17 protein-coding genes are annotated in these 15,706 nt (G+C 62.5%); 4 read left to right on the forward strand and 13 right to left on the reverse strand.

Annotated elements, in window-relative coordinates; all coding sequences use genetic code 11:
• Positions 1 to 55: 55 nt before the first annotated feature.
• The 13 genes from GCM43_RS01615 to GCM43_RS01675 all read right to left on the reverse strand — a co-directional run bounded on the left by GCM43_RS01615 (position 56) and on the right by GCM43_RS01675 (position 12,488).
• Positions 56 to 448, reverse strand: a complete 393-nt coding sequence (locus tag GCM43_RS01615) for a hypothetical protein (RefSeq protein WP_152241752.1) — start codon at positions 446 to 448, stop codon at positions 56 to 58.
• Between the two features lie 33 nt (positions 449 to 481).
• Positions 482 to 1,012 (reverse strand): hypothetical protein, encoded by a 531-nt coding sequence (locus tag GCM43_RS01620; protein WP_152241753.1) that lies wholly within the window; start codon positions 1,010 to 1,012, stop codon positions 482 to 484.
• A 40-nt stretch (positions 1,013 to 1,052) separates the two neighbouring features.
• The gene (locus tag GCM43_RS01625; protein ID WP_226929264.1) at positions 1,053 to 2,666 is read right to left on the reverse strand and encodes a sensor domain-containing diguanylate cyclase; all 1,614 of its coding nucleotides are present in this window, start codon (positions 2,664 to 2,666) and stop codon (positions 1,053 to 1,055) included.
• Between the two features lie 60 nt (positions 2,667 to 2,726).
• Positions 2,727 to 3,485 (reverse strand): 3-hydroxyacyl-CoA dehydrogenase, encoded by a 759-nt coding sequence (locus GCM43_RS01630; RefSeq protein ID WP_152241754.1) that lies wholly within the window; start codon positions 3,483 to 3,485, stop codon positions 2,727 to 2,729.
• 69 nt (positions 3,486 to 3,554) lie between these two features.
• Positions 3,555 to 4,385, reverse strand: coding sequence for an enoyl-CoA hydratase-related protein (locus GCM43_RS01635; protein ID WP_152241755.1), 831 nt, complete (start codon positions 4,383 to 4,385; stop codon positions 3,555 to 3,557).
• 35 nt (positions 4,386 to 4,420) lie between these two features.
• A complete protein-coding gene (locus GCM43_RS01640; RefSeq protein ID WP_226929265.1) occupies positions 4,421 to 4,882 on the reverse strand; it encodes a cache domain-containing protein in 462 nt (153 codons plus the stop codon).
• Entirely contained in the window at positions 4,879 to 6,276 is a 1,398-nt protein-coding gene (locus GCM43_RS01645) for an MFS transporter (RefSeq protein ID WP_226929266.1), read from the reverse strand. Before GCM43_RS01645 ends, GCM43_RS01640 begins: the two co-directional genes overlap by 4 nt.
• Positions 6,277 to 6,315: 39 nt before the next feature.
• Entirely contained in the window at positions 6,316 to 7,575 is a 1,260-nt protein-coding gene (locus GCM43_RS01650) for a CaiB/BaiF CoA transferase family protein (RefSeq protein ID WP_152241756.1), read from the reverse strand.
• A 45-nt stretch (positions 7,576 to 7,620) separates the two neighbouring features.
• Positions 7,621 to 9,057, reverse strand: a complete 1,437-nt coding sequence (locus tag GCM43_RS01655; protein WP_152241757.1) for an aldehyde dehydrogenase family protein — start codon at positions 9,055 to 9,057, stop codon at positions 7,621 to 7,623.
• Between the two features lie 23 nt (positions 9,058 to 9,080).
• Positions 9,081 to 9,530 (reverse strand): DUF3237 family protein, encoded by a 450-nt coding sequence (locus GCM43_RS01660; protein WP_226929267.1) that lies wholly within the window; start codon positions 9,528 to 9,530, stop codon positions 9,081 to 9,083.
• Positions 9,531 to 9,542: 12 nt separating this feature from the next.
• Positions 9,543 to 10,415: a fumarylacetoacetate hydrolase family protein gene (locus GCM43_RS01665; protein WP_152241758.1), complete on the reverse strand. Its 873-nt coding sequence runs from the start codon at positions 10,413 to 10,415 to the stop codon at positions 9,543 to 9,545.
• A 139-nt stretch (positions 10,416 to 10,554) separates the two neighbouring features.
• On the reverse strand, positions 10,555 to 11,778 hold the full coding sequence (locus GCM43_RS01670; RefSeq protein WP_152241759.1) for a VOC family protein: 1,224 nt from the start codon (positions 11,776 to 11,778) through the stop codon (positions 10,555 to 10,557).
• On the reverse strand, positions 11,775 to 12,488 hold the full coding sequence (locus tag GCM43_RS01675) for a GntR family transcriptional regulator (protein WP_152241760.1): 714 nt from the start codon (positions 12,486 to 12,488) through the stop codon (positions 11,775 to 11,777). The genes GCM43_RS01670 and GCM43_RS01675 overlap by 4 nt, the downstream gene beginning before the upstream one ends.
• Positions 12,489 to 12,737: 249 nt before the next feature.
• On the opposite strand from GCM43_RS01675, the gene GCM43_RS01680 reads away from it, so the two are divergent.
• The 4 genes from GCM43_RS01680 (at position 12,738) to GCM43_RS01695 (ending at position 15,656) form a co-directional block, all read left to right on the forward strand.
• The gene (locus tag GCM43_RS01680) at positions 12,738 to 13,790 is read left to right on the forward strand and encodes a porin (RefSeq protein ID WP_152241761.1); all 1,053 of its coding nucleotides are present in this window, start codon (positions 12,738 to 12,740) and stop codon (positions 13,788 to 13,790) included.
• A gap of 77 nt (positions 13,791 to 13,867) precedes the next feature.
• Positions 13,868 to 14,455, forward strand: a complete 588-nt coding sequence (locus GCM43_RS01685; RefSeq protein WP_152241762.1) for a cytochrome b — start codon at positions 13,868 to 13,870, stop codon at positions 14,453 to 14,455.
• Between the two features lie 29 nt (positions 14,456 to 14,484).
• Positions 14,485 to 15,048: a YceI family protein gene (locus GCM43_RS01690; RefSeq protein WP_152241763.1), complete on the forward strand. Its 564-nt coding sequence runs from the start codon at positions 14,485 to 14,487 to the stop codon at positions 15,046 to 15,048.
• Between the two features lie 32 nt (positions 15,049 to 15,080).
• On the forward strand, positions 15,081 to 15,656 hold the full coding sequence (locus tag GCM43_RS01695) for a YceI family protein (RefSeq protein ID WP_193315501.1): 576 nt from the start codon (positions 15,081 to 15,083) through the stop codon (positions 15,654 to 15,656).
• Positions 15,657 to 15,706 lie beyond the last annotated feature (50 nt).

A 15,706-nucleotide genomic window follows, 5' to 3' on the forward strand; every position in this document is an offset into this window, starting at 1 on the left:
GGCGCGATCGGGGCGCCAAAGTACACCGGCAAGGCTGCATGCAGCCTGCGGGCAATCAGACGATGAAGGCGTTTCTGGGAGGACGTTCGGGACCGGCCGGAATATGCCCGGCCAGGAACTGACTGCTGGCCAGCGGCGGAAGGCAAACGGCCGACGCCAGCACCGGCGTCTGCAGGCACGACGGCGGCGCACTGGCGCCCACGCTGCAGGCGGCATGGCCGCAGTCGTGACCAGGCTGGTGATCGACAGGCTTGATGTGTTTGCTGCCGTCATCGACCTTGTCAGCCATCTGGTGACAATGCGGTGCCGGCTTGGCAACCTCGCTGATGGATAATGTCACCGGCTGGCAGCACAGGCGCGCCACCGCCGCAAACCCCTGCAGGGGCAGTGCGGCGACCAGCAGCCAGAGCAGCGAGCGCAGAAAAAAGCGGTGACAGTGACGTTCCATGGCTACATCATAAACCTTCCCACTACCGGAAGGTCAAGCCACAACTTTCAGCCAGATAGTATACACACCAAAATAACCTTGTCCTTCCAGCACCACCTCATCATCGACAAACGCTACGGCCTGCAAAGCGTTGACGGTGAAATACGCGCGGCCGTTGGCGCCACGCGGGTCGCCGCTGCGGCGCGGGCGCGCCAATGTGGCACCGCTGCGCATGGCAATGGCGTCTAGCAGGTCGCGGTACAGGTAATCGACCAGTAACTGCGCCAGCAACGGGCGATGCTGTGCCAGCATGGCCTGCACGCCAGGGTAGCCGGCGTCTCTCAACGCCGGCAAGTCGCTTTCTTCAAACAGCGCGTCATCTTCGCGGCAGGTTTGCAGGAAATCGTCATAAGGAGCGTCGATCAGGCCGGCCAGCTCGCTGGTTGGCAGGCGCAGGCAAAACGGCAACAAGGGCAGCTGCGACGAGTGGCCATAGCCCATTTCACGGCAGCCAAGGCGGGCCAGGTCCAATGGCCGCCCGCCGGCCTCGCAGCGTATGCTCGCGGCGCTCTTGCTGTTATTCATATTGTTCCCGCACAGCAGCTCTTCTCTGTTACAGCCATCATCATGCTATTTCCAGCACGCCCACGCGGTTACGCCCCTGTTGCTTGGCATGATACAGCGCGGCATCGGCCGCGCGCAGAATGGCGTCGGCGCCGCCGGCATGCTGGCTCGACGCCACCACGCCCAGCGACACCGTCACCTTGCCTGCGCCGGCAATCACCGTCTCGGCAACCTTGGCGCGCAGCCGCTCGGCAACGCGTTGCGCCACCTCCAGACTGGCGTCGGGCAACAGCATCAGGAATTCATCGCCGCCATTGCGGCACAGCACGTCGGCATCGCGCGAGCAGGCGCGCATCAGCTGCGCCAGGCGCAAGATGACGGCGTCGCCCACCGCATGGCCGCGCAGGTCGTTGACCTGCTTGAAATGGTCGATATCGATGGCCACTACGGAAAAAGCGCGCGACTGCAGCTGCCACGTGGCCAGCGCCGTATCCATGCCGCGCCGGTTCGCCAGGCCCGTCAGCGGATCGGTCTGCACATCAGCTTTCAGGCGGCCGATCTTTTTCTGCAGAAGCGACATGCCGATCAGCAAGGCTCGCTTGATCTGCGCCGCTTCCACGTACCAGACGCTGATGCGGTCGATGCGCTCGGCCGTGCCCGGCGTATCCATGCGACTGGCGCCTTCGGCCAGCTGCATCAGCGGTCGCGAGATCAGGCGCGCCAGCCACCAGATCAGTGGCAGGCTCAGCAAGGCCACCGGCAGCGTATGCCACAGGGTATTGAACATCAGCTGGTTCAGCGGCGCCAGCGTGGCGGTGGTGGGCCGCTGCGCCACGATGCCCCAGCCCGTTGCCGGCACGGCAGCATAGCCGGCCAGCATATCGACACCGAGCGTATTGACGGTGCGCTTGCTGCCGCTTTCCTGGCGCGCCACGGCATCGATCACGGTATTGGCGCCGGCTGTTTCCCCCACCCGCGCTGGATCGGGGTGGAACAGCAGCCGCCGCTTCTGGTCTACCACATACAGGTAGGAGCCATCGCGGTAAAAATGCTGGCCAAGCAGTCTGGATAGAATGTTTTTCTGTTTCAGGTAAATCGTCCCGCCGACATAGCCCAGGTAGCGCCCCAGTCCGTCCACGATCGGGTGGGAAATGACGATCACCAGATTGCCAACCGAAGAGAGGTAGGGCTCGGTAATCACCGGCTGGCGCTCGCGCAGCATCTTCAGCGCGCCCGGCGTTGCAAGCTGCCGCCCCATGACGGGCAACGCTTCGGGCGAGACGGCTACCACCACGCCTTTTGCGTTGACGACTGCCACGGAGTTGAAAGTATTGGTCTGTTCGCGCAAGCGCGTCGCTTCGGCCTGCAGCGCGCCCGGCTGGTTGAAGCGCGGCCCCAGCAGGCCGGCGCTGTAAGCGAGCTGCTGGCGCGTCGACTGCAAATAATCCTGCGTGCTTTGCGCCAGCTTGAGGGCGTAAGCATGATTGGCCTCCAGCGCTGTGTCGATCAGCAACTGGCGCTGCACGCGGTAGCTGGCGTGAAAGCCATTGGCCAGCGAAATGATCGCGCTGCCAAAAGCGACCAGCACGATCAGGCGCCTCAGATTAATGTGCAGCAAAATACGTAACTTGGCTGAGAACGACATGGAAATGGCAGCGCCTGAAAAGAGCTGCATTATACATATCTATAGTGCAATATTTTACCAAACCTACAATATGTTGCCTTTCCGGCACACTCATTTTGGCTGCATGCGGATGGCGCCGTCCAGACGGATGGTCTCGCCGTTGAGCATCACATTGTCGATGATCGCGCAGGCAAGCTGGGCGTACTCTTCTGGCTTGCCCAGGCGCGAAGGAAACGGCACCATGCTGCCCAGCGCCTGCTGCACTTCGGCAGGCATGGCCAGCAGCATCGGCGTTTCAAAGATGCCCGGTGCAATCGTCATGACCCGGATGCCGCTACGCGCCAGGTCGCGCGCCATCGGCAAGGTCATGCCGGCCACGCCAGCCTTGGAAGCGCCATAGGCCGCCTGGCCGATTTGTCCGTCAAAGGCCGCCACCGACGCTGTATTGATCAGCACGCCACGTTCGCCTTGCGCCGTCGGCTCCTGCTGCGCCATGGCCTGCGCTGCCAGGCGGCACATATTGAACGTGCCGACCAGGTTGATGCTGATCACGCGCTGGAACAGATCCAGCGCATGGGCGCCGTCCTTGCCCACGGTCTTCATGGCTGGCGCCACGCCGGCGCAGTTGACCAGCCCGCGCAAGGGGCCAAGCGCCAGTGCGGCGTCGATGACCGCGCGCGCATCGTCTTCCGAGGTGACGTCGCAGTGCACGAACACGCCGCCCAGCTGCGCCGCCAGCGCTGTGCCCGGTGCATCCTGCACGTCGGCCAGCACGACTTTGCCGCCCTGCTGCGCCAGCATGCGCGCCGTTGCCGCACCGAGGCCTGACGCGCCGCCTGAAATAATGAAAACCTGGTCCTTGATCTGCATGGTGTGCCTTTGAATGGGAATGTGGCGCCGCCGCCAGCGGCGGCGCGATGGGGTGTCAACGTCCGGTGGTCAGCGTCCAACAAACTGCGCGCTGCGTTTTTCCAGGAACGCGCCGACCGCCTCCAGATGGTCCTGCGTGTTGTGGCAGATGCCCTGCAACACGGCGCAATGGTCGAGGAAATCGGGCAGCTCCTGGCGCTGCGCCAGTTTCATCAGGCGCTTGCTCATGCGCAGCGCCTGCGGCGGCTTGGCCGCAAAGCTGGCGGCCAGTGCCTGTGCGCGCGGCATCAGCTCGGCCGGCTCCAGCACCTCGAGCACGATGCCCATGGCCTGCGCTTCGGCAGCGCCGAACACGCGTCCGCTGAAGGTCAGTTCGGCCGCGCGCTGGTAGCCGATCAGGCGCTGCAGGAACCAGGCGCCGCCGTCGCCGGGGATAATGCCCATGTTGACGAAGGTCTCGCCCATCACGCTGTCGCTGGCGGCCAGGCGGAAATCGCACATGCAGGCCAGGTCGAAACCGGCGCCGATGGCCGCGCCATTGATGGCGGCAATCACCGGCACTTCAAGCTTGTGCATAGCCAGCGGTATGCGCTGTATGCCTTCACGGTACTGCTTTTGCACCGCATGGACGTCGCCGCCGAACGTACCCTGGCGGTTTTGCATGTGCTTGACGTTGCCGCCGGCCGAAAAGGCTTTGCCGGCGCCGCTGATGACCAGCGCGGAGATGGCTTCGTTGGCGTTGATCCAGGCGGCCACGGTTTCAATGTCGTCGACCAGGCGCGTGCCGGTCAGCTCGTTGCGCACATCGTCGCGGTTGAGGGTCAACGTGGCCACGCGGCCATCGATATGCAGCAGTGCGTCATGCAGCTGCGGCAAGGCGGGAGAAGAAACAGAGGTCATGGTTGTCTTTCGCGTGCGCCGGTGGCGCACCTGGGTTATTTATAAATGCCGCACATGATGATGATGTCGCCGACCCGTTCCAGATAGGTCGACTTCTGCTCGATCTTGCCGCTGACCGGATTGGGCCATTTGTAATCGACCCAGCCCTTGCCCTGCTCCAGCGCCAGCTTGCGCTGGGCGTGGAAGATCTGTTTGCCGTCGGCGTCGCGGATATCGCCGGTCAGCTTGCCCACCAGGCGCGGATTGACATGGGCCAGGCCGGTGCCCTGCATGTCGAACACCACCAGATACAGGTCGCGGTCGCGGAACTGGCCCTGTGGATCATTGAATTGCGCATAGGCTTTTTGCGGACCATTCTTTTGCAGATAAGCGACTGCTTTTTTGACCATGGCCTGCGCTTCGGCAGCCGTGGCGCGTTCGCCGGCCTGCGCCAGCGGCGCTGCCAGGCCACAGCACAACAGTGCGGCCAGCAGCATGGCGTACAGGGTGCGCATCATGTCGCCTCCTTGTGCAGCAGGTTGGCCGGCGCCTGCGCGGCACGGCGTGCACGGCCATGCATCACCAGCAGCGCGCCAGCGAGCACCAGCGCCGGCACGGCAGCGACCAGGAACAGCGAGGAAATGCTCCATTGCCTGGCCAGCAAGATGCCGCCCAGCATCGGCGCCAGGATCGAGCCGAAACGCCCTACCCCCAGCGCCCAGCCGATGCCGGTGGTACGCAAGGCCGCCGGATAAGACGCCACGGCCAGTGCATTGATGCCATTCAGGCCGCCAATGGCGCAAAAGCCCACCACGAATACCACTGCAAACAGCATTTGCGGCGAACTGGCAACCTGGCCGATCAATGCGATGGCCAGCGCGCCAATCAGATAGCTGACGGGCAGCACGCGGAAATAACCATAGCGGGTAATTAGCCGCGCCAGGCACAGCGAGCCAAGCACACTGGCAACTTGCAAGATGGTGCCGGCAATAACGGAGGTGCGCAGCGGCAGGCCGGCATCCTTGACCAGCGTTGGCAGCCAGTTGGCCAGGAAATACAGAATCGCCAGGTTGGCAAAGTGCATCAGCCACAGCAGCAAGGTGGTGTCGCGCCGCCCTTCGCTGAACAGTTGGCCGATCGGGGCGCCGGCAGCACGCGCCTCGCCATACACGATGCGGCTGTCTTCGCTGACGCCCACCTGCGGCGCAATGCGCTGCAAGATGCGCAGCACGGTGCTGCGCTGATTGGGCTTTTGCACCAGCACATTGAGCGACTCGGGCAGCATGAACAGCATCAGCACGCCGATTACCATCGGCCCGATACCGCCCACCACAAACACCGAGCGCCAGCCAAAATCCGGAATCAGCAGCGCTGCAGTGGCGCCGCCGACGGCCGCGCCGATCGACAGGCAGCACGCCATCATCATCACCAGGAAAGTTTTTTTCCTGCCCGGGCTGTATTCGCTGGTCAGCGCCAGCGCATTGGGCAAGATGGCGCCCAGGCCGATGCCGGTCAGGAAACGCAGCGCCAGCAGGCTTTCAACCGAGGTGGCAAACGAGGTGGCCAGTGTAATAAGGCCCGACAGCATCACGGCGCCGATCAGCACAGGACGGCGGCCGATGCGGTCGGCCACGGCACTCAGCAGCAGCGAACCGATCACCATGCCGACCAGGCTGGCGGAAAAAATCGGCCCGAACACGTCCGGCGCAACCAGCCAGTCCTGGCGCAGGGCCGGGGCCACAAAGCCCATGGCCTGCACGTCGAAGCCGTCAAACACCACGGCCAGTGCACACAGCACCATGATCCGGATCTGATAGCTGCCCAGACGGCTGTGTTCAATAATATCCGAGAGTACGATGACTCCCTTTGCCGCGTCGCCCGTGGGCGAGCGGCCTTGATGTAGCGTGTTCAAGCTTGTCTCCTTTATTTATAGTCTTGACCTTGCCCAGCTTTAAGAGGTTGCCGCCACCTCCGCTTGTTCCAGGCATGCAATGGCGCCGGCAGAACACAAGGCGTCGATGCGCGCATCATCGAGCGCGAGCACGTCGCGCAGCACGCTGCGGGTGTGCTGTCCCAGCAACGGCGGCGCCAGGCGGTAGCTGACAGGCGTCTGCGACAGGCGCAAGGGGCTGGCCACCAGCGCCACATTGCCGGCCAGCGGATGGGCCATATCGACACGCATGCCGCGCGCCTTGACCTGCGGATCGTCAAACACCTGCGCCACATCGTTGATCGGCCCGCACGGCACGCCAGCCTGTTCCAGCGCGCTGACCCAGTACGCCGTTGTCTGGCCCACGGTCTGTGCATGCAGCAGGGAAATCAGTTCGACCCGGTTGGCCACGCGCGCCACATTGGTGGCAAAACGTTCGTCCTGCGCCCATTGCGGGTGGTCAAGCGCCTGGCACAGCCGCGCAAACTGGCCGTCATTGCCAACGGCAATAATCATGAAGCCGTCGGCGGTGGCAAAATCCTGATACGGCACGATGCTCGGATGCGAATTGCCCATGCGCTGCGGCGCGACGCCGGTGGCCAGGTAATTCATGGCCTGGTTGGCCAGGCCGGCCACCTGCACGTCCAGCAGCGCCAGGTCGATATGCTGGCCCTTGCCCGACTGGCCGCGCGCGGTCAGTGCGGCCAGCACGCCGATCACCGCGTACAGGCCGGTCATCACGTCCGTCAGCGCCACGCCCACCTTCATCGGACCGGCGCCGGGCTGGCCGTTGCCATGGCCGGTAATGCTCATCAGGCCGCCCAGGCCCTGCATCAGGAAATCATAGCCGGCGCGCGCGGCGTACGGGCCGTCCTGGCCGAAACCGGTAATCGAGCAGTACACCAGGCGCGGATTGATCTTGCTCAGCGACGCGTGATCAAGGCCGTAGCGCTGCAGGCCGTCCACCTTGAAGTTTTCAATCAGCACATCGCATTCGGCCGCCAGCGAACGGATCAGCGCCTGCCCTTCCGGATGGGCCAGGTCAATCGCCACCGACTTCTTGTTGCGGTTGACGGTGGCAAAATACGCGGCCTCGGAGGTCGACTGGCCGTCGCTGTCGCTGAGGTAAGGCGGCCCCCACGCACGCGTATCGTCGCCCAGGCCCAGGCGCTCGACTTTGATGACCTCGGCGCCCAGGTCAGCCAGGATCTGGCCAGCCATCGGCCCGGCCAGCACGCGCGACAGGTCCAGCACCTTCAGGTGCGACAGGGCGCCGCTCATGCCGGCGCTCCACTGCAGTATGCCAATGATGTCATGTCAGTATCCTCAGTAAGGTGCAATGTACGCGGTCTTGATGGTGGTGTAAAAATCGGCAGCATGGCGGCCCTGCTCGCGCGCGCCGTAGCTCGATCCCTTGCGCCCGCCAAACGGCACGTGGTAGTCGACCCCGGCCGTGGGCACGTTGACCATCACCATGCCGGCCTGCGCATGGCGGCGGAAATGGCTGGCGTACTTGAGCGAGGTGGTGGCAATGCCGGCGGTCAGGCCAAACGGCGTGTCGTTGGCCAGCGCCAGCGCTTCTTCATAGTCTCTCACGCGGATAATGCCGGCCACGGGGCCGAAGACTTCCTCGCGGTTCAGGCGCATCGATGGCGTGGTGTCGGCAAACAGCGCCGGCGCCATGAAAAAGCCATGCGTGGCGCGCTCGAGGCGCTGGCCACCGGCCACCAGCCGCGCGCCTTCTTCTGCAGCCGAACCGGCATATTCGAAGTTCTTGTCGAGCTGGCGCTGGTCGACCACCGGGCCGATTTCGGTATCGCCAGTGAGCGCATGGCCAACCCTCAGCGCCTGCACCCGCTGTGCCAGCGCAGTCACGAAGCGGTCGTGAATGCCGTTGGTGACAATAAAGCGGCTCGCTGCCGTGCAGCGCTGGCCGGTGGAAAAGAAGGCGCTTTGCAGCGACAGCGTGACCGCCGTTTCCAGGTCGGCATCGTCGAGAATAACTTGCGGATTCTTGCCGCCCATTTCCAGCTGGACCTTGGTCATGTTGGCCACGGCCTGCGCGGCCACGCGCCGGCCCACGCCTTGCGAGCCGGTAAAGCTGATGCCGTCGATGTCCGGCGACGCCGCCAGCGTAGCGCCAACCACGTCGCCGCGCCCCATCACCAGATTGAAGACGCCGGCGGGCACGCCGCTGCGCGCGATAATGTCGGCCAGCGCCCAGGCGCTGCCCGGCGTCAGTTCGGCTGGCTTGAAGACCACGCAATTGCCATAGGCCAGCGCCGGTGCGATCTTCCAGGCAGGAATGGCGATCGGAAAATTCCACGGCGTGATCAGGCCCACCACACCGAGCGGCTCGCGGGTGATCTCAACCGAAATGCCGGGGCGTACCGATGGCACGCTTTCGCCGCCGCTGCGCAGCACTTCGCCGGCAAAAAACTTGAAGATATTGCCGGCGCGAACGGTCTCGCCGATGCCTTCGGCCAACGGCTTGCCCTCTTCGCGCGACAGCAGCTGCCCCAGCTCGCGGCTACGCGCCAGGATTTCAGTACCGATGCGGTCCAGCATCTCGGCGCGGGTCTGGATGTTGCCGACCGACCAGGCGGGAAAGGCCGCGCGCGCTGCAGCGATGGCGTCCTGCGTCTGGGCGGCGGTGGCGAAACTGTAGGTACCCACGACGTCGCTGGTATCGGACGGGTTGATGTTGGCAACCTGCTCGCCGCCGGCGACCCACTCGCCGTCGATCAAATTATGATGTGGCATGCCAGTCTCCAGGTTGGCGTTCATTACAATACCTGCCAGGCGTGCATGATCACCTTGCCGCCCTGGCGTTCGGCGTTGGCCACGGCGATGGCGCCATTGAGCCAGGCCAGTGCCGGTGCGGCCGTTTCAAAGCGCATCACGGTGCGGAAAAAATAGTCGGCAGGATCGACCGCTTCGCCGCGCGCCAGGCGCGCCAGCACCTCGGCCGGACCATGGCGGTAGCCCTGGTTGACGATGCGCAGCAATTCGCCGTGTTCGAGCCGCACCACGTACGCGGCGTCGATTTCCAGCACGCCGTCGGCGCGCATCAGCTGCGTGTCGCTGCCCGAAAGCAGCTCGCCGCGCAGCGCTTCACCGGCCAGCACGCCGCCGGCAATGCCGGCCACGCGGCGCTCGCCGGCTGCCACCGGCCCTAGCGACACCATCTGCCCCAGTTCCAGCGTCAGGTCGAACAAATGTTGGGTCTTCATCATCACGCTTTCGTCTCAGGCTGTTGCTTCATCGACTACGCCGTTGCGCAGTACGCCGATTTTCTCGATCTCCACTTCGACCACGTCGGACGGACGCAGGAAGCGTGGCGGCTTGACCGTCCAGCCGGTGCCGGCCGGGGTACCGGTGACGATCACGTCGCCCGGCACCAGGTCGAAAATGGTGGAGATATAGTTGATCAGGCGCGGCACGCCAAAGATCATGTTGCTGGTATTGGAGTCCTGCACCAGTTCGCCGTTCAGGCGCGTTTGCAGCTTGAGCTGCGATGGATCGCCCACTTCATCGGCCGTGACCATCCATGGACCGAAGCTGCCGGTGCCGACGAAATTCTTGCCCGCAGCAATTTGCTGCGCATGGAACTGGAACTCGCGCACGCTGGCGTCGTTATAGCAGGCGTAGCCGGCCACGTGCGACAAGGCGTCGCTTTCGGCAATATGGCGACCACCCTTGCCGATAATGACGGCCAGTTCGCCTTCCCAATCGAGCTGGTCGGAAATAGCCGGGCGCACGATCGGCGCTTCATGGCCGATCTGCGAGCGCCACACGCGCAGGAACAGCGGTGGAAATTTCGGGATTTCGCGTTTCAGGCCGGCAGCGACCACTTCGTTGTGATGGTCGAGATAGTTCCTGACCAGCAGCACGATTTTTTCCGGGCGCGTGATGACTGGCAGCAACGTGACGTCGGCCAGGCGCAGTGTGCCTTCGCGACCGGCGACCAGCGCCTCGCGGCGTGCATAGTCTTCGCTGCCGATAAAGTCTTGCAGCAAGGGATATTTGCCTTCCAGGGCCGCGCCCAGGTCGATTACGCGATCGCCGCTGACGGCGCCCCAGCTTTCACGGCCGTTGCTGCTAAAAGAGATGAGTTTCATATTGTCCTTTCACTGGCCTTGCGGCAAGTCGGTTAATGGTCAAAACGTTGGGCTGCACGCATCCCCAGGGTGCGCCAGGGCGCATCCTGCAAGGAGTGCAGCGTTGTAACTAAAGCGGGGTCAAGCGTGGTGCGCCGGCTCAGCTCCAGGGGCCAAAATAGGTTTCGCCCTGGAAGCTGTCGGACGCGGCCGGCACGGTGGCGGGCCAGTTATCGGGATCGATCACCGGACGCAGCGACGCCGGGCGTGGCTTGCCGTCCCAGCCGACCTGTTCCATGTAGTAATAGAGCTGGATGGCAAAGCCGTCCGGGTCGAGTGCAAAGGCGCAATAGTCGATGCCGGGGAACAACTCGGGCGGCAGCATCTTGATGGTCACGCCCTCTTGCTTGAGGAACGCCACCGCGTCTTGCAGTTGCTGGTAGTTGGCCACCTGCATGCCGAACGAGAACAGCGTGGCCTTGGGATTGAGGCCCAGTTCGGCGCGCAGCGCCATCGGATACAGCGCCAGCGAATGGTGTTCGGTATTGGCGCGCAGGAAAACGCAGCGGTGTCCCTGCCAGATGACTTCTTCGGTAATGACCAGGCCCAGTTCATCGCGGTAAAACGCCAGCGACTGCTCCATGTCCTGCACGAAGAGGCGCACCGGACCGACACGCGTTACTTTATACGGACGGCCCAGCAGTACGCCATCGACATTGTAAGTTTCAGGCATCGGCTCGTTCTGTTGCCAGCCGGTGGTGCCATCGATGCCTTCCTTGACGCAGGCCTGCACCTCGGAATATTCGGACGGATGAGGCAGTTCGGGCGGACGCGTGTAGCGCACCTTGTGCATGCTGTACGGTTTGCTCTGGCCGTTCCAGCCGATCTGTTCGATGCCGTAATACAGTTCATTGACATGGCCATCGGGATCAAAGGGATAGACGTTCCAGTTCGAGCCGGGCAAGTCGCGCCCCGAGCGCTGGATGCGCATGTCTTTCTTGACGAACCAGTCATGACCATCGACCACTTCGCGCAGGCTGCCTACCTGCCAGGTGATCTGGTTGGTGACAACTTCAGGAAAATCGGCAGGGAAACCATACACCGCATTGAGCACGCGGCGCGGAAAAAACACGAATGAGTGGTGCTCGGTGCCATGGCGGGCAAAGTAGCCCACATGCGGGCCATGCTTGACCATTTCCTCTTCCGGCAGACGGCCGCCGAAATCAAGCACATCCGAAATACGAAAGCCCATCAGCTTTTCGTAGAAATGGCGCGATACCTCGGGGTCGTGCACATTGATGCCGAAATGGCCGAGGCGGCGTACCTTGAACGGGCGCGGCAATGTGACACCGCCTACCACGCATTCCTGTTTTGTTGTTGTCATCGACTGTCTCCTTTTGTTGTCAGTTCTTCCGAGGCCAATTTGCCCAGTACAGCGGCAACGTTCTCGGCGGTACGAAAAATATGGTCATGCAACAGCGTTACTGCTTCATTCTTTTTACGCGACAGCACCACGTCCATCATCTCGCCGTGCTCGGCCGCCTTGTGGCGCGGCTCGACGCGGTACCTGATCGACAGCCTGCGGTAGCGTTCGGACTGGTCAAACAGTGCAGAACTGAGCTTCATGAGCTTGCCGGAACTGCAACCGCTCAGCAAAGCCATGTGAAATTCCTTGTGCCGCAGCGTCCAGTCCGCGTCCAGCGTCAGCGGCCCTTCGCCATGGCGCCCTTCGATGCGTGACAGCCAGTGAAACGCCGTCACGATATTGGCTTCCCAGTGATCGTCGCCATGGTCGATCGACTCGGCCAGCGCTTCGCAATCGAGCATCAGGCGCAGCCGCGTCACTTCGCGCAGGTCGCTGACCGAGATCGGCGCCGCCGTAAAGCCACGCCGCTCGTCACTGACGACCAGGCCCTCGACCACCAGCCGGCTCAAGGCTTCGCGCAAAGGACTGCTCGACACCCCGAGATCGCGCTGCAGCACATCGATTTTCAGCTTCACGCCGGGCTCGTACTCGCAGCGCAATATCTTGCCGCGCAGCAGTTGAAACGCCCGTTCGGACACTGGCATATCGATCATTTCCTTGGCACCCATGCATTACTCCTCAGCAGATTTCGTCAGGCTTACTTGATACCACTGATCGAGCAATTTTTCAGCATTTTTTCGGATTATACGCACACATTTTATTTTTGTGCACAAAATTATTTTTGTACATAATTTTTTATTTTGTGCATATAATTTGTTCACGCAGACAACGTGCCGGCACCTTCAACGGGTCGTGACATGGCGCTGCGTACAGTCGATCACGACTGACATACCTATAAAAAACACTGGAGATGAATCATGAAACGTACCCTGTACGCGCTGGCCCTGCTCGGCCTGGCCAGCAACCTTGCACACGCCCAAAGCAATGTCACCATCTACGGCACCACCGATGGCGGCGTGCGCAACGTCACCAACAGCAATGCCGCTGGCGACAGCAAACTGTCAGTCGGTTCGAATGGCATCTACCAGGCCAACCGCTTCGGCTTTATGGGGACCGAGGATCTGGGGGGCGGAAATAAAGTCAAATTCCTGCTTGAAACAGGGTTCAACAACGGCACCGGCGCACTCGATAACGCCAACGGCGTGCTGTTCAACCGCAGTGCCTGGGTCAGCCTGGGCGGCGCGTGGGGCAGCCTGACTGCCGGGCGCCAGTACACGATCGCCTCGACCACGGTGCGCGAAAACGATCCGTTCGGCTACCGCTACATCAGCCTGGTGCCGGTTGGCGCCGGCGCCGGCACCACCCTGCCCGCCGCAGCGATTGCCGCAGGCCTGGGCGCGTCGGCTTCCAGCGGCACGCGCTTCAACAACGACCTGCAATACAACTACATCACCGGTCCGGTCACGCTGGCCGCCGAATACGCGGCCGGCGAGCAAGTAGGGAACACCCGCAATGGCTCGGCGCAGGCAGTGGCCGCACGTTACGCCGACGGCACCGCGCAGCTGGGCGCTGCCTACACGCAGAAAAAAACGCTGGCCGGGCAGGACAATGTTTCCTACATCGTTGGCGGCGGCTACCAGTTTGGCGACTTGCGCCTGAAAGCTGGCCACTCCAAGGAGCGGCAGGAAACACTGGCAGCGGGCACCTACAGCAACAAAGTGAGCTGGGTCGGCGCGCAGTACCAGATCACGCCGGAGGTGGAACTGGTGGCCGCGGTGTACCGTTCGCGCTACAGCCATGTGGTCAGCGGACAACGCGACCTGTATATCGTCAGCGCCAACTATGCCTTCTCCAAGCGCACCCGCCTGTACCTTGAAATCGACCGCAATCTGTATGGCGGCGCCCTGATTCCGGCCACGCGCCAGACCGGCCAGGCCGGGATCAGTATCGGCCTGAACCATAGCATCTGACCATTCCCCCTGAACCACCCTGACACGATGGCGCCATGCATGGGCGCCAGCGTGCCGATCCCCTGACTGGACACCATATGAAGCCACGCCAACCCGACCACAGCGGCACTGCTGCCACGACCTATCCCCGCACCAGCATCGTGCTGCACTGGCTGGGGGCGCTGCTGGTGGCAGGCTGCTTTGCGCTTGGGCTGGTGATGACGGACATACCGGGGCTGACGCCAACGAAACTGAAATATTTTTCCTGGCATAAATGGATCGGCCTGACTGTGCTGCTCACGCTGCTGCCGCGCGTGCTGTGGCGCCTGTTGCACGCCAGCCCGGCGATGCCAGCTGGCATGGCGCGCTGGCAACAGCGTGCAGCGCACCTGACACACCTGGCGCTGTATGCGCTGCTGGTGGCCGTGCCCGTGTCGGGCCTGTTGTTCAGCCAGGCTGCCGGTGTGCCGGTGGTGCTGTTTGGCGTACTGCCCATTCCCGCCATCGTGGCGCCCGATGCCCAATTGAAGGTGTTGCTGCGTAGCCTGCACTGGATTTTCAATTACAGCTTGCTGTGCCTGGTGTGCCTGCATCTGCTGGCCGTGATCAAACACCAGTTCATCAATCGCGACGGCTTGCTGGCACGCATGCTGCCGTTTCTCCAGCGCCCGCCATCATCGCGCTGATCCTGACCTTTACTCACCGGAGACATTACATGACCTGTTTATCCCATTTGCGGCGCGGCGCCCTCGCGCTGGCCCTGCTGCTGCCTGCACTGGCGGGCGCACAAAACACGCTCGATCTGCAAAAAAGCAGCATCGTTGCCGGCTTCAAACAGATGGGCGTGCCGCTGGACGGCAAATTCAAGCAGTTTGCACTCGACATGCAATTCGACCCGGCCAAACCGGCGCAAACCAAAGTGCGCATCGACGTCAACATGAACAGCTTCGATATCGGCGATGAAAGCTACAACAAGGAAGTGCGCAGCAAGACCTGGTTTAACGCTGCCGGCTTTCCCAAGGCCACCTTTGTCTCGAGCGCGGTCAGGCAAACGGCGCCCGGGCGCTATCTGGTTGACGGCCAGCTCAGCATCAAGGGCGCGACCAGCCCGGTCAGCATTCCGGTGCAGATGAGCCAGAACGCCAACGTGCTGACGTTCGACGGCACGCTGCCGATCAAACGGCTGCAATTTAATATCGGCGAACAGGAATGGAAGGACACCTCGCTGGTGGCCGATGAAGTGACGCTGAAGTTTCGCCTGGTAACGACCGGCAAATAGTTCTCCGATATCTACTCTTTGAAGGAAACACCATGAAATCACTGTTGATCAGCGCCCTGGCAGCCACCCTTGCACTGCCGGCGTTTGCCGCTGAAACCTACACCTTGCTGCCTAGCCACACTTACCCGAGCTTCGAGACCGATCATTGGGGCGGCATGTCGGTCTGGCGCGGCAAATTTACCAAAAGCAGCGGCACCGTGGTGCTGGATCGCCAGGCAAAAACGGGAACGCTGGAAGTGACGGTCGAGACCGCATCAGTCGATGTGGGCCATACCGCCATGAATGGCGTATTGAAATCGGCGCGCATTCTCGATACCGAGAAATATCCGACGGCCGTCTATCGCGGCAGCAGCATGCGCTTCGACGGCGAGCGACCGGTCGAAGTCATAGGCGAACTGACCCTGAACGGCGTGACAAAGCCGCTCAATTTGCAGATCGAGACCTTCAAATGCATGGAAAGCAAGCTGTACAAGCGCGAAGTGTGCGGCGTGAACGCGTTTGCCAACTTCAACCGCGCCGACTATGGCATTACGGTCAACCTCGACCTGGGCTTCAAGCCCGAGATCAAGCTGGCGATCCAAGCCGAAGGCCTGATCAAGGTGGATTGATTCGGCTGTGCTGCCGGCGCTGCCGGCAGCATCCGTGATGCTCGTTGCAA

It is taken from the genome of Janthinobacterium aquaticum, assembly GCF_009208565.1.
Classification (GTDB): Bacteria; Pseudomonadota; Gammaproteobacteria; order Burkholderiales; family Burkholderiaceae_D; genus Janthinobacterium.